General features: G+C 37.1%; 11 protein-coding genes. 8 read left to right on the top strand and 3 right to left on the bottom strand.

What is annotated here, in order from left to right; translation table 11 throughout:
- From FOF46_RS01295 to FOF46_RS01265, 8 genes are read left to right on the top strand one after another with little or no spacing between them, the layout of a single operon-like run.
- Complete coding sequence (locus FOF46_RS01295) at window positions 1-1,260, top strand: hypothetical protein (RefSeq protein ID WP_143915218.1); 1,260 nt, start codon at window positions 1-3, stop codon at window positions 1,258-1,260.
- 19 nt (window positions 1,261-1,279) lie between these two features.
- Window positions 1,280-2,671, top strand: a complete 1,392-nt coding sequence (locus tag FOF46_RS01290; protein ID WP_143915217.1) for a hypothetical protein — start codon at window positions 1,280-1,282, stop codon at window positions 2,669-2,671.
- A gap of 11 nt (window positions 2,672-2,682) precedes the next feature.
- Entirely contained in the window at window positions 2,683-4,749 is a 2,067-nt protein-coding gene (locus FOF46_RS01285) for a hypothetical protein (RefSeq protein WP_143915216.1), read from the top strand.
- Between the two features lie 10 nt (window positions 4,750-4,759).
- Window positions 4,760-4,927, top strand: a complete 168-nt coding sequence (locus tag FOF46_RS31290; RefSeq protein ID WP_167571720.1) for a hypothetical protein — start codon at window positions 4,760-4,762, stop codon at window positions 4,925-4,927.
- Window positions 4,921-5,544 (top strand): hypothetical protein, encoded by a 624-nt coding sequence (locus FOF46_RS01280; protein ID WP_143915215.1) that lies wholly within the window; start codon window positions 4,921-4,923, stop codon window positions 5,542-5,544. The genes FOF46_RS31290 and FOF46_RS01280 overlap by 7 nt, the downstream gene beginning before the upstream one ends.
- Window positions 5,541-6,068 (top strand): hypothetical protein, encoded by a 528-nt coding sequence (locus tag FOF46_RS01275; protein ID WP_143915214.1) that lies wholly within the window; start codon window positions 5,541-5,543, stop codon window positions 6,066-6,068. Before FOF46_RS01280 ends, FOF46_RS01275 begins: the two co-directional genes overlap by 4 nt.
- Window positions 6,065-8,278 (top strand): hypothetical protein, encoded by a 2,214-nt coding sequence (locus FOF46_RS01270; RefSeq protein WP_143915213.1) that lies wholly within the window; start codon window positions 6,065-6,067, stop codon window positions 8,276-8,278. The genes FOF46_RS01275 and FOF46_RS01270 overlap by 4 nt, the downstream gene beginning before the upstream one ends.
- A gap of 3 nt (window positions 8,279-8,281) precedes the next feature.
- On the top strand, window positions 8,282-10,720 hold the full coding sequence (locus FOF46_RS01265) for a hypothetical protein (RefSeq protein WP_143915212.1): 2,439 nt from the start codon (window positions 8,282-8,284) through the stop codon (window positions 10,718-10,720).
- A 254-nt stretch (window positions 10,721-10,974) separates the two neighbouring features.
- On the opposite strand, the gene FOF46_RS01260 is transcribed toward FOF46_RS01265, so the two are convergent.
- The 3 genes from FOF46_RS01260 to FOF46_RS01250 form a co-directional block, all read right to left on the bottom strand.
- Window positions 10,975-11,529: a hypothetical protein gene (locus FOF46_RS01260; RefSeq protein WP_143915211.1), complete on the bottom strand. Its 555-nt coding sequence runs from the start codon at window positions 11,527-11,529 to the stop codon at window positions 10,975-10,977.
- Window positions 11,530-11,594: 65 nt separating this feature from the next.
- Entirely contained in the window at window positions 11,595-12,446 is an 852-nt protein-coding gene (locus FOF46_RS01255) for a hypothetical protein (RefSeq protein WP_143915210.1), read from the bottom strand.
- On the bottom strand, window positions 12,443-14,902 hold the full coding sequence (locus FOF46_RS01250; protein ID WP_143915209.1) for a hypothetical protein: 2,460 nt from the start codon (window positions 14,900-14,902) through the stop codon (window positions 12,443-12,445). Before FOF46_RS01250 ends, FOF46_RS01255 begins: the two co-directional genes overlap by 4 nt.
- Window positions 14,903-14,911: the final 9 nt, after the last annotated feature.

Genomic DNA, 14,911 nt, shown 5'->3' with positions numbered 1-14,911 from the left:
ATGCCAAGGTTAACAGAATATCTAGAAAACACAATTGTCGATCTTACTTCGGAAATAGATAACAACACGGCAAATGTACAACGGCTTAACAAGAGGAAAGTAGAAAAAGCATTTTTAGGGTGGGTTCAATATGCCGACGACCAATATACAAGCGGTATACCTTTAAATCTTGTTACAGGAGCAAGAACCGTATTAGAAAACAACGGGGCAAATGTTGTTAATACAGCCGCCCCTTCTGGAAGTACGGATTGGCTAGTAGCAAATAAATTCATGCCTGACAACGAGTTAGACACCTACAGGGTACGGGTTAGATTTAATGTCAACCCAACATTAAACAATAGAAACCTAACCTTAGAACTAGATATAGGCGGGGCAGTCGGCACGATATGGACGAGAACCATTAGACTTGCCAGAGGTGCAACCGTAGTAACAGCCGTTACCGAAGATTTAGATTTCTATACCAGTGAAACCTTTTTAACTAATGGAGGTACATTTTACCTTACCTGTGACGGGGAGGCGGGAGTTTTTGATATTGTTTATAAGATAGAACGAGTATACAGACACGCCCCCGCAGACGAATTGGCATTACCCGCAGACGCTTTAGTTGCTCTTACCCCAGAGTCCGCATATACCACTACAGGAAGTGCCGCCTTAATTGGGGAAAGTGTTGAGCAATGGAGAAATATAATTTCAGGAAGCACCGCCCCATTTGCAGAGCAGACAGACATTAATAGACAGCCAGTTATTGAAGAAGCAGGAGGAAGAAGACAAATAAGATTCCAAGGAAACGGGGACTTTTTAGATTTTGGAATAGTCGGAGATTTAAATTTTCCACAACCCGCTACAGACTACACTATAATTGCTATTTGTGGAACAGGAGCAAATACCGGTGATTGGCTTGGTAACATTTCAGGCTCTTTAGGTCAGATGGGACTTAGTTTTAAATCCGGTAGACTCTTTTTTCACGATGGTAGGGTGTTTAAAAACTATACAGAAGCACCGCCCATAGATGAAACAATGATAACCCTGCAACGTGATAACACCAATGATAAAACGATTGTGTATCAAAACCTAACCGAAAGACTTAATGAAACTTCAGCCGTAACCGTTGGGACTTCGACCAGGGATTTTTTGATTGGAGCAGTTAACAATAATGATGCAGAAAGCATGGACGGTTCTCTACGATATTTTTTCGTATGGAAAAGGCTATTGACAGAGGTAGAAATTAAAAGCGTATACGATCAAACTATAGGAGTTTGATTCATAAAAATAAACCATTATGCGAGTAGAAGATTTTGAAAAAGACGACAATGTAACGATAAACGACTTTGTGCTTGGAACGGATGCAGAGCAGACCAACCAAACCAAAAACTTTGCTATTCGTGATATTATTGCTTTAGCTTCAGAAGGAATTGACCTTACCGCAGATGGTACGGGAGGTGTTATTTTAGATGGGAATAATATTGAGATTGGAGGAACAACAGCACAAGACACTACCCTTGCTATAGGCGCAGGGAACACTTTTAGAATTGAAGGAAGAGGCGCAAAAGCAATGCAATTGTTCTCAATCTCTACCAGTGGAATACTCCTTGAGGATGGAGCAACAGCAAATAAAAACTCGATAAATGTTGATGTAACAGGAATAAAAATTAACTCCCACTTTATAGGAACACCAGTTGCAGGCAACGTTTTATCCTTTATAGATGCAACCGGAACTATCGGGCAAAGCACACCAAGTTCAGGATCAGGTGGGGACATAGTTATCCTCAATAGTTATGCGTCTTTACCTTCAAATGGGGACTCTTCAAAAATATACTTAATACAAGACCCTAACGAAGATTACGAAGCATTTTATCATTTCGATAGTGGTATTGGTGAATACACAAGTATATCCAACGGAAAAACACAGAATTCAGTAGAAATTTTATTTGAAGATTATTTTTATGAAATAGTAGGGACTACCGGACAATTTAGGGTAGCCAGAGAAGGCGACGGAACAGCAGCAAATTTCGGTGAATTAGAAATAAGTTCAGGAGCAAACAATGGAGTAAGCTTAAAAGGCGGGACATTGTTTTTACAAGGAGGCGGGAGTTTGATTTCTGAAGGTGCTTCCATTACAATGAGTCAAACGGGCGCAATTCTTCGAGACAACACCAATACCGGAGGGCTTAGATATGCAAGTGACTACTCTTCTAACTATACCGACAGGTCATTAGTGGATAGAGCTTTTGTTACTGGTTTGTCAGGAGTCGCTAGTGAGGGCGTATGGACGGCTGAATTACTAGATTTCGGAGGTGGCGCGACATATGCCTTTACTCAATCCGCTACCTATTACAGAATTGGAAAGCTTGTTTATTTAGAGTTGCTTATCTCTTCTATAACCACAACCAATATTCCTACAGGGATTTTAGCAATACAAGGGATGCCTTTTGAAGTCTCTGGAGATGGAACAGTGATTGTAACCGACTTTAGAGCCGCTTCACCCTCAGTTGATTTTGATATTATAAAAGGCGTTTTTGTGAGATCGGGAGGGACAACCGATCAATTTAGATTTCAAATCAAACCCGCAAACAGTGGTCTTCCACAAACAGGAAGAAACTATGCAGCAATAACCTTTTCGGGATCAGATCAAAGAATACAATTATCAGCAACCTATCTAACTAATGACTAAAACAAACCGCTATGAGAGTAGAAGAATTTGAAAAAGACGATAAAGTAACCATAGATGATTTTGTCTTAGGAACGGATGCAGAACAAAGCAACCAAACCAAGAATTTTCCTATTCGTGATATTATTGCTTTAGCACCAACCGCAGGGGGTACTGATCTTACCGCAATAGACGGAGGGGTTAAAATAGATAACCAAAATATTGAGTTAGGAGATATCAATAAAGAGATTATTGCAAGTATAAATGATGATGGTGCGAATAATGCAAGTTTGTTATATAACATAAGTAGCCCTACAACTTTCGGTGTCTTTTCTTTAGCCCCAGATTCTTTTGATGTTGTAAACTCACACATAATAGACGGGGATAGTTTTAGCATTTCCTTTAAGCCTAATTTCATAGAACTAAATGCGGGTTCTGGTGCAGGGGGAGAAAAAAAACTAGAGGCAAATGTAAAAAGTTTAGGTCTTATCGCTAAACTCGGCACTGATGAATCCACTATTTATTTAACCGATACAACTATACGGGTTAACTCACCATCAATAGGAACGCCTGTAATAAATAATGTTCTCTCTTTTAGTAGTCTTGACGGTACTTTACAACAAAGCAATCCGGGTACAGAACTTGTTTTTTTAGATAGTTTCGGGAACTTACCCGCTACTGGTGATCCTACAAAAATATATGTAATACAAGACCCTGCCGATTATTCTAATACGTTTTTACATTGGGACACGATACGGTCTGATTACTTGAGTTTACTAAACGGAAAAACATATGGTAACGTAGTAATGAACTACGAAGATAATGCCGTTGTGGTTACAGGAGGTCAGGGAAGTGTCAGGATTTTAAGGGATGGTGACGGAACTACCACAGACTATAGTAGGCTCACGATGAACCCATTTTCGCCTACTGACTCATCAACAGTTTTAGAAGGTGGCTCAATGACCTTAAAAGGTGGCGGTAAACTATTAAGTGAAGGGATTTCCATTACAATGAGAGACACAGGCGCAGTGATCTTAGACAACACCAATACTGGAGGAATTAGATATGACGCAGATTATTCACTTGCCTATACCGATAGGTCGCTAGTAGACAAGGAATTTGTAGAAAACCTTTTTGCGGCTTCATCTTCTGCTTTAGTTCTGGTAGATTTTACTACGGACTTACCCGCTACTGGAGATATTAATAAAATATACCGAATTAAAGACGCTTTTAATGATGGTTCTGATAACCCGAATTATGTGGTTTGGAACGAAGATTTTGGAGAGTATAAAAGTATTGCTCATGGCAGTATGATCAGCACAACACAATTTCGATCAGATTTAGAGGTCAATTTCGAGGTCAATACCGTTGGTAATGTTGATTTACAAAAAAGGGCTTCTACTGGTCAATTAAACAAAAGGATTACCATAGGCACAAACAGCAAACCGTTAGGCAAAGGAATAACCATAAACGGGGGCGAATCCTTAACGCTTGGAACAGGTGACTTTGGGGGCGTTTCCCCTACCGAGTCCCATTTAGAAATAAACAATGTTTCAGGAGCAACATATTTTGATTATAGTAATTATGGTGGGATCAAATACGGTGCGGATTACTCCGCAGATTACGAAGACCGATCATTAATAGATAAAGGATATTTAGACGGAAGACTAGCCCTTATTGGAGGCTTAACTGAAGAACGGGGAACTTTTAACCCTGTAATAGCAGATTTAGGCGGTGGAGCAACATACAATTATACACTGCAACACGCTAGGTATCTAAAAATTGGCTCTCTAGTGTATTTCACCATGTATCTAATACAGGTGGGTAATGTAGGTGTTCCTACAGGTCAATTAGTTATTCAAGGACTGCCATACAGTTGCCTCTACGATGCCGAAATTTCTCAACCACAAATCACAGGGGGAAATGTCAACTACTACAACATGAGAGGGATTATCGATGATTCAGATGACACAACGATCCAAATACTAATTAAAAACGCATTAAACAGTAATTCAGGCTCTCTTTATAGTGCTGTTAGTTTCGTTGGTGGTGGTGGTCAAATACGGATTTCAGGAACATATATGACAGCTTCAACTTTTTAAAACAAAAAATATGGAAACAGAAACTTTTACAATCGAACAATTAACCGCTTTTGGAAACTATATGTTATCAAACTCAAGGGAAAATAATTTAGTGAATCTTGAAAATAAAAGACAAGTAACACACGCAGATTTTTGGAACTGGTTTGAAGGGCAAAAAAACAAAGAATCCAAATGCTAAAAGCCTTAAATGAATTCACCGTTGAGATAAAAAAACCACTCAAAGATAAAGTAACCTATGGGACATTAACCTTGGATATAGACCCGTCTTTTGATAAGACAAGACATACCAATCGTATAGGAAAAGTAATTGCAGTGCCAAGGGATTATGTCACTAAAATAAAAGTGGGCTATGAGGTTTTAGTCGTCCATACCGTACTGATGTACCAAGTATATAAAGGGGTTAAAACAGACCCTATTTATTTAATGGATAAGGAAAAAGGACATTACCGGATTGAGAACGATCTCATTGTAATGTACAGAGCAACGCCACAAGATGAATGGCAATGCAATCATATTCATGTTTTAGTGCAACCCATAAAGGCAAAGAAAGAAGATTACCAAATAAAAGGATTCTCCTTACCGGATAACTTTTATAACACAAAAATAGAATCAAATACACACGGATATATACAACAATATGGTCATGTGAAATATCTAAATGATGAACTAAAAGAGCAAGGAGTAAAAAAAGGCGATAAGGTTTTTTTCGTGGACTTTGGAGATTATGAATTTAGACTAGATGGTGAGGTATACTATTGTATGGATAATAGGGATTTGTTAGCTGTAGTGACATGAAAACAAAACGCAAATCATATTACAAAGAAACCTTACCCGATCTAGTGGCGAAACTAAAAACCATGCTAGAAAATAGTTTGGAAGTGGTCAGTAAAAACATTGATCCTGCCACCAAAGAAAACGAGTTAAAGGCGGCTTTAGAATCAAGAAAATTAGCCGTCGAAGATGTGATATGGTCAGCCAAAGAAATAGGGCGAATGAAATTTGAATTGGGAGGGGACGAAGAAAAAGACGCTTTTTCTGATCTCACATATTTAACAAAAGTGATCCCCCGCCTAATCAAAGAATTAAAAGGAATGGTAGACAATAATTTAGATATCGTCGATAAAACCATAAGTAAAAAACTAAAAGAAAGCGGGATGAAATCCGCACTTGTATCGAGAAGACTAGCCGCAGAACACGCAGTATGGGCTTCTAAAAAAGTAGATGAATTAGAGAAAATATTAATAGGAGAAAGCGAGGACGATTCTAAGGATGAAACAGTCATTATGAATTGGACAAAACGAAAAGCAAAATTAGGGTGATTAACTATTTAGGACATATGGAAAAAGACAACACTATAGTTCCACGAACTACAGTGCGTATGCGCAATAAAGCGAAGTCTTGGAAATATGGATATGAGCCTGAATACGATATTGTTGTGATTAGCAAAGATGGGACAATAGGGAAAATAATTACCATCAATTCTATTAAAATTGCACTACCCGCCACCCCTTTAAAAAAGGAAATACTCAACCATGATCTTGCACCTCATAACCAAAAATGGCAACGTGACCCGCTACCTAAAGGATTAACGGAAGAAACCCAATTTGATAAAGCATATGAGTCGTATATAGAGCGACAATGGCATCGTAGAGATAACGGGCTTTTTATAAATATTGGAGGCAAAACACAATACATTACAGGTACAATGTATTTCTTTTTGAATTGGGTAAAACTCGATGAAGGTTATCCTACTTTTAGAGTGATACAAAATGAACTTATGTTGTATTGGGAGGCTTGTAAAGCAGACCAAAGATGTTACGGGATCTGTTATGTAAAAAATAGACGTTGGGGATGGACAGCATTATGTATCGGGGAACAATTGGAAATAGCCACCAGAACCGAAAACGGACTGTGTGGAATTATTTCTAAAACCGGAGAAGATGCCCGTTCGATGTTTGGGCGACTAATCCGAGCCTTTAAAAAATTACCTCCATTTTTTCAACCTGTTTGGGACGGTACAACCACCCCGAAAAAAGAATTGATCTTATCAGAACCCACCCGTAAACGTAGTTCGTCCTCAACAAAGAAAATGAACGAAGGACTAGACACTACAATTAAATACTACTCAACGGTATTAAACGCAATGGATGGGGAACGGGTGTTACGATCCGCAATCGATGAAGCCGGAAAATTCCCTAAAGAAACGCCTTTTGATCGGTACTGGAGTATTATAAAAACCTCGCACCGTTTAGGTAGCCGTATTGTGGGAAAAAGTTTAGTGGGATCAACCGTTAACGCTATGAGCAAGGGAGGTTTAGAATTCAAAAATATATACTATGATTCTGATCCTACCCAAAGAACAAAAAACGGTCAAACGGTTTCAGGATTATATCATTTATTCATTCCCGCACAATATGGATATGAAGGGTTTTTCGATCAATATGGGTTTAGTATTCCTAATGATCCAGAGACATTTCTTTATAATGAGTTTGGGGAAAAAGTTACCTGTGGATCAAATACATATTTAGATAATGAACTGCAAGCCTTAGAGAGCAACGCAATTGACTATAACGAACATTTACGGCAATTCCCAAGGAAAGAAGAACACGCCTTTAGAGATGAAGCAGGGGATTGTCGATTTGATATAATGAAAATCTACGAGCAACTAGATCATAACGAAAAAGAGTTACCAAAAGACTATGTACAACGAGGAAATTTTTATTGGAAAGACGGCATTAAGGACAGCGAGGCACAGTGGAATCCTGATAAGAATGGACGGTTTTTTCTTACGTGGCATCCCCCCAAAGAGATTAGAAATCAATTTGAGTGGAAGACCGTTCGCGGGGTATATTCCAGACACCCTAAAGCGGAACACGTAGGGGCTTTTGGTTGTGATCCATACAATAGAAGTCAGACCGTTGACAAAAGAGGTTCTAAAGGCTCTATTCACCTTTATACAAAATACAATATGGTGGGTGCGCCATGCAATCAGTTTGTTTTAGAATACATAGATCGACCCGCAAAAGTCGAGCATTTTTTCGAGGACATGATACTTGCAATGCGCTACTTTTCCATGCCAACTTTGATAGAATTATCAAATGAGAAATTCCTAACTGTCTTATACAATAGAGGTTACAGAGGATTCTCCATGAATAGACCAGGACTAAAATGGAATGAATTAAGCCCTACGGAAAAAGAGTTCGGAGGTGTCCCCGCACAAGGAAATAAAATTGCAGACGCACAGTTTTATGCGGTTGAATCTCACATTAACGATTATGTAGGAGTTGCCAGAACAAACACCTATAGACCCACAGGGGAAATGGGAACAATGCCTTTTTCCAGAACCTTAACCCACTGGAAAGATGTAGACCCAGAGAAGAGAACAAAATACGATGCATATATAAGTTCAAGCCTAGCATTATTAGCAAACCAAAAATTGACCGCAGCACCAACAAGAGTAGTAAAAAAACGAGTGTTACAGCTTTCTACTTGGAATAACAAGGGAACTGTAAGCGTATTAAAGGCATAGGCTATGGACATGGAAACAAAAATGAAAAGGGATTATTTCCCTGACCCGTTAGCATCCGACGAAGAAAAAAAAGGGGACGCATACGGGCTACAGGCGGCTAAAGCAATCTCTTTAGAGTGGTTTAACGGGGGCATGATTAGTAACGGTGCGGATTACAAAAACCGTAGGGAACGTATTGTGCAAAATCGCTTGTTCTCCAGAGGGAAACAAAGTATTGACCGTGATAAAAATATAGCCGCAAGAAATCAAGGGGATTTAAACTACATGAACATGGATTGGTCGCCCCTTAATATTGCGGGTAAGTTCGTGGATATCGTGGCTAACGGTATTCGTGAAGATTTGTACCGCCTTGATATTTCCGCAATAGACAGCACCGCAGCCTTAGAGAAAAAGAAATTTAAAGAAGGTTTAAAAAAGAAAATGGTTGCCGCCCCTATGCTAGAAAAGGCAAACCAAATGTTAGGGATCGATCTAAGGGATGAAGGATATATCCCAGAGGATAATGAGGATATCGAAATGCATACCGAGTTAGCCTTTAAGCCTAAAATAGAGATAGCCGAAGAACTGCTAATTAAATACGTAAAAAGCACAAACAACTGGAAGTTAATTAAGGAAATGGTGGATAAGGATATCGTAGAAAATGCTTTGGGCGTTGTACGTGTCTATACCGATAAATATAACGGGGTTGTTGTCAAGTATGTAGACATAGAAAACTTCATACACTCCTACGTGCGTAAGAAAGATTTTAGTGACGCTCATTATTTTGCTGAAGTAGATACCATAACCTTGAGCCAAATACAACAAGAGTCTGGTTATGACGAGGCGACACTTAGAAAAATAGCAGAGAAATACGCAACCCAAAACACGAACCAAGGGCAAACTATTTTAGACTTTAGGAGAGTAAAAATAAACGAGGTTTTAAATTACAAAATCAACGTGCTACGCTTCACTTTTAGAACCTCTAAAAACATAACCTATAAAAAGCGCAAAAACAAACATGGTAGTTTCACAATGGTTAAACGTGAATCTACATATACCTCTAAACGTAGCGAGAATGAACGTGTTGCCAAAACACTAGACACATGGTACGAGGGGAATTTTATTATGGGTTCTGATTATATCTACGGATATAAAGAAAGTGAAATCCTTGCCAGAGACAAAAACAACCGTGCAATGCCTTGTTTTATTGCACGATCTAGCAATATTTATAACAATAGACTAAACTCTTTTGTAGACACTATCGAGCCTATTGACGGACAGATGCAACGTATACACTTAAAGACGCAGCAACTTATCGCAGAGTTACGCCCAGACGGTGTAGAAATTGATATTGATATGCTGGCAGAACTAAGCACGAAAAGCGGGAAAAAGCTTACGTGGGAAGATGCTTTAAACCTGTTTAACTCTAAAGGTATCGTCTTTAGTACCCGTGCGGATTTAGGCGACGAAGGGATAAAAGATCGTGCTGCCCTTAGAACCCCAACAAGTGCGCAGTCCACAAAGCTTGAGCAATTAGTACGAGCTTGGCTACACTACTATAATATTATCCGAGACTTAACAGGAGTAAATGCAGCCCGTGACGGGAGTACACCAAGCGATACCCTTGTAGGAGTACAACAAATGCAAATCCTGCAATCTAATACCGCTACACAGGGGATCGTTGACGCTTCTATGGAGATCACTAAAAAAACCTGTGAAACCATTAGTACACGCCTTGGTGATATTTTCCGGTTTGGCAAAGACCTAAAAGATGTATACACTAATGCCGTAGGTTCTCAAAACCTTGAAGCCGTAAGAGCCTTGGAAGATCGCCATTTGCATGAGTTCGGTTTTATCATACAAATGCTACCTACCGAAGTAGAAATGCAGGAGTTTAAGGAAAGTATGGGAATAGCCCTACAAGAAGGTTCTATAACTGTAGACGATAAGATCAAAGCCGAACGTATTGCGCTAATGAATATCAAACAGGCAGAAACATATTTGACCTATCGCAGAAAAAAGAGCATGAAGGAGAAAGAGGAAGAACAAATGCGACAAATACAAGCCCAATCGCAAAGCAATGCACAAGCAGCAATGCAAGCGGAACAAGCCAAGCGAGAAACCATGCAGTTTGAGACACAATTAGCCGTTCAACTAGAAAAGGAAAAGGCAATGATTGAGGTTATGAAACAGGCAGAACTAAACAAAGTCAACCAAGCCAAAGAAGAACGCGAATATCAAGTTGAGATTTTTGTAGAAAAATTAAAGTCTTTAGGTCGAGAACAAGAGACAATGTACAAGGAAGATCGTAAAGACAAAAGGCAGGATTTGATTGATACAAACATGAGTAAAATGATCTCTCAAAGACAACAAGAAAATTCTGCGCCTATCAATTTTGAAAACAGATTTAATATAAAGGATGCCGCACAGTCTCTTCAACCAAGAACAACACCGCAGCAATAGAAAAAAGGGAAGTACACAACAACTTCCCTTTTTAGTAGCGTATAGATTGTCTATACGCAAAGGTTGAGGGGGTAATTAACTCTTGTTAAAGGAATAAAAAGGCGGGGAACTAGGGGGAGTTAACCCCGCCTTTAATATAGTTGGGACTATTCAACTATATGGGGTTTTGTGGTTTGTCTTAATACATTCCAAGAGATTTTTTGTCTGCTAAAGTCCATTGGTCATCCTCTTTGTTAAGTATATTTAGAGAGATGCTAATTTCTATATCGTATAAGATGCTTTAATTCTAGTTTAAGAGTCACAATTTCATCGTATTGTTCTTCAAATATATCTTCTCCAGTATTAGGGTCATTTTTGCCAATATGCATATAAGGAGGAATAATCGAAAAAATCTCACCTCCTTCATTGATTAGTTCAATACTGTCTTCTATTCCTTCATAAAGACCTTCAAAACCAAAAAAATCCCATATTGCACCATTAGGATAGATATCTTTATCACCATGTCCAAAGCCAATTTCTCCTGTACTTGTAATTTTTATCTCAAAAGAAACAGTTACATCTTGAAAATTTTCACCAGTTAGTCCTTCTCCTTTTTTTTCGATACGATAAAACATACCATCCTCGGTTTCTGTCATTCCTTCAATGCTGTTGTCTTTAATGTAGTTCCTTATCTTTTCAATTTCTGCGTTTTTTTCTTCTTGAGTATAATCAAAATGATCAAATTTTTCTGGCACTTCTTCATCATCAGATTTACATCCAAACATTACCATTGCGGTTATAATACTTAATAATAGAATTGTTTTTTTCATTTGTTATTTGTTTAGGTTATATAAGAGTTTTCTTATTGTTCTTCGAATATGGTTTTTTATAATATTTATTTATTAGTTATTGGGTAAATTTCATTTGTGTTATAATGAATTATCTTATGTTTAACTAATATGTCACAAAATTCTTTAGATATGATTATTCGCCTCATAGCCTGACGGGTTTCTGTTTCTCCAAAAAATTCTTTCGTTTTGCATATTAAGAAATCAAAGTCCGTTTTAAATGAAGGCATGAATCCTAAAATTTGTTGAGTATATTTTTTTGTATCACAAATTTCACAGGAGGTATTTATATCATATACAGAATTATCTAATAACAAAGAGCTTTCTGCTTCTGGAATTATGAGCTGAACAACATTTTTAGAAGGAACACCTGTGTTCCCAATTAAAACTTCTTTAGATTTTAATCCAAGAGGTTTTAAAACCTCTTGGAAAAAATCTATATTAAAAAACATTTCATCAAAAATTGTATGGAAAGAAAAGTTTACTTGGTTTTTAGACAATTTAGGCTCTTTTTCTATTTTAAAAGGAGCTTTTTGTTGACGATTAGATTCACATTTTTTACAATAATTTGTATATGTTTCTTCGGTCATTTTGTCAAAGTTGTTTTTAGGAAAGGGATACCCTTTTGGTTTTCCTATGTTTTGTAAAACGAAATACTTTGAATTGTCCAATTCTTCCATAGAAAACTCAACCACAGCAAATTTGCTTGAAAATTCTTTAGGTGTTCTGTTTACAAAAAAACCTTTATTTTCAGTGTAATGCTTTATTATTTCGTTGTAAACAGACCCCTCTTCAATAAGAAAAGAAAAATAACCTTCTTCAATTGTGATTCCAAGATTTGCTAAAAAGTCAACATCTTTTTTTCTCCAATTCGCAAATATGCTGTGTTTTTTTATCATAGTCCTAGTGCTTTTAATATTTCTGGATAATTTTTATATACTTCTTTAGCTGCTGCTTGAATGTCTGCTAGTGTTGCTGTAGCTGTGACTTTTCCACTTGTTCCTACTGCTTGTCCATTATACCCAATTATTCTTCTCCATGCTTGGGTAATTTTTTGGTGTTCTTCTACTGTTAAAACTACACTTTCCCATTTCCCTGTATTTGCTCCTAGTAATGCTTTTAATTGTGTCACAAATCGTTGTTCAAATAAATGATGAAATTGAACCCCCATTTTTAACCTTGACAACCCCAAAGCTTTAAATGTGCTAACTAATGAATTGTATGTGTTAATTCCAAATGTTTTGGCGTGTTTTAATTCTCCAAATTGAGACGCTGATCTTAAACGATTAATTATTGCTAGTATCTCTGCCGATCTAATTGCTGCGGGGAGTTTTTCTAATAATGCAATCGCTACCCCAATTCCTGTATCAAAAAGAATAAGTTCTACAAATGGTTGGAAGACCACAACTGTTTCAATTGGAATTCTATAATATGCTAATTTAAGGTCTTTATGTGCTTCCCAAGTAAAGCTATATAAATTATACAATTCTTGATTTGTCAGGCTTGGAAGGTTTGGTGTTATAGCTTCAATAAATTGTCCTAATTCTCGATTACCGAAAAGTCTGATCCATTTATTCATTCTGACAATCTCTTTCATGTAAGTTGATCTTGGAAAATTTTGATCGAAAGAAATTACAGGAAGTATCATGTTTTCATTCATAAATGTTACTATTGACTGCCTACCAAAATCTACATTATCAACATTGTATCCATTATTTTCAAAAAAGTCATATAAAATATCAAATTCTTTCCTGTTTTTATCATCAATTAGCCAATCTCTTTGACTTGTATTAAGATTTAAGGCATTAGAAAAAGCATATACTTTTTTTCTAAAAGCAAAATTAAAAGATTCACCTCTAGCTAGTGCCGAAGCCCCTTCGATATGTATAGGATCATCAAATAAGTTATTTATATTTATACTTTGATTCCAAAGCTGTATACCAATAGAGGGTTTAAATATAACTTCAAAACGATAATAAAAATTAGACCCGGGTTTACCGCCATATGGAGTTTTGTTAAAATCAAATATTTCTCCAAGGGCTTGGTTTGTAACCCAATCAGGAACACTAATACCATTACTATTAAAAATCTTTGCTATTATAAACCCTTCTTGTTGCAAGCTGTTTGGTAAAAAGTCGGTTTCGTACATTTCTGCTAATACGTTTCCAACTCCTCTCCATGTGTGGTAATTTGGTGCGTCACGATCTGCACGAAACGACATTGCTAATTCTGTGTTTGAAGCAGACTGATATACTGGAGGTATCCCATAGCTACTTACATCACTTGCGTTTACTCGTGGCAATAAGCTTTCTTGAAAGTTTATTACATTACGTAATGATCGTATTGAAGCAAAGTGATAGTTTGATCTGTTAAAGAACTTGTTTATTTCACTTGTTATGTCTTTATACTTCTCGTTTTGGTATAGGTTAGCAAAAACGCTTGGGCTAATATTAGTTAAAGCGTGAGCTGCTATTGACTCTGCACCTGTTGGCTCTGTTGGAGGGATGCTTTGTACATTTCCTAATTGATCGGCTCTAATAAGGGCTAAATCTCTATAGTTATGCTCATTAGTGTTATAAACCAAGGGCACCTCATTATATGCTCCCCATCCATTACCGAAATTTCGCTCTACAAGTAGTTTTGTTATTACTTTTACTCTGTTCTCTACGCTATAAGAGTCATAACGTGCTTTGGCTAATTCAGCCATTCGGTTTAAAATATATTCTTGGTCAATAACTTTTTTAAGTCCATCCCAAAATTTAGACGATGCATTTGCAGAGGGTTTATAGGTGTGGTTTATTTCATCAAGAATTTCTCTTCTTCTATCAAAAATTTGACTGCGTGTCATACCCTTGATCTTAACCCCTTTGCTTGTTAAATCACCAAAAGTATAATCAGCTAATATATCGCTTACATCGTCTCTATGAGTTAAAACATTATATTCAACTCTTCTTTGTTGAACTTTTCTCTTGTCCTCAAAAGAGTTTTTGCTAGCTTGTTCTGCTAATGGATTTATAATTGCATCATTATCGCCTTTGTAATGTCTTTTTAAAAGCTGTTTTTCCGCTTCTGCATAATTAGGATGTGTTTCGTTGAGTCTTCGGTCAATTTCATTTTTAAGCCTTACCTGTTGCCCTTCTAACCACTCCTGTTTTCTTTGACCTTCTAATTGGTCTAATCGTTGTAGAAGTAAATTGTAAGCTAATTCTGAATCACAATAACAGGCGTTTAGACCTGCTTTAGCTTCGTATTCATCAAAATCTGTAATATCTGTTTTTGATTCAAATTGAGCGTGACTGTTAGCTGATAATAGGAACACTATACCTATTATCAAAATTTTATATATAGATTTCATAATAGGATA

This window comes from Aquimarina algiphila, from assembly GCF_007489275.1.
Taxonomy (GTDB): Bacteria; Bacteroidota; Bacteroidia; order Flavobacteriales; family Flavobacteriaceae; genus Aquimarina; species Aquimarina algiphila.
The sequence above is the reverse complement of the archived record's forward strand: the minus strand, read 5'-3'. Positions and strand labels throughout refer to the sequence as shown.

Coding starts and splice junctions, on each gene's coding strand:
- FOF46_RS01290 (WP_143915217.1), top strand. CDS start 1,280: ATGCGAGTAGAAGATTTTGAAAAAGACGACAATGTAACGATAAACGAC.
- FOF46_RS31290 (WP_167571720.1), top strand. CDS start 4,760: ATGGAAACAGAAACTTTTACAATCGAACAATTAACCGCTTTTGGAAAC.
- FOF46_RS01280 (WP_143915215.1), top strand. CDS start 4,921: ATGCTAAAAGCCTTAAATGAATTCACCGTTGAGATAAAAAAACCACTC.
- FOF46_RS01265 (WP_143915212.1), top strand. CDS start 8,282: ATGGACATGGAAACAAAAATGAAAAGGGATTATTTCCCTGACCCGTTA.
- FOF46_RS01255 (WP_143915210.1), bottom strand. CDS start 12,446: ATGATAAAAAAACACAGCATATTTGCGAATTGGAGAAAAAAAGATGTT.
- FOF46_RS01250 (WP_143915209.1), bottom strand. CDS start 14,902: ATGAAATCTATATATAAAATTTTGATAATAGGTATAGTGTTCCTATTA.
- FOF46_RS01295 (WP_143915218.1), top strand. CDS start 1: ATGCCAAGGTTAACAGAATATCTAGAAAACACAATTGTCGATCTTACT.
- FOF46_RS01285 (WP_143915216.1), top strand. CDS start 2,683: ATGAGAGTAGAAGAATTTGAAAAAGACGATAAAGTAACCATAGATGAT.
- FOF46_RS01275 (WP_143915214.1), top strand. CDS start 5,541: ATGAAAACAAAACGCAAATCATATTACAAAGAAACCTTACCCGATCTA.
- FOF46_RS01260 (WP_143915211.1), bottom strand. CDS start 11,529: ATGAAAAAAACAATTCTATTATTAAGTATTATAACCGCAATGGTAATG.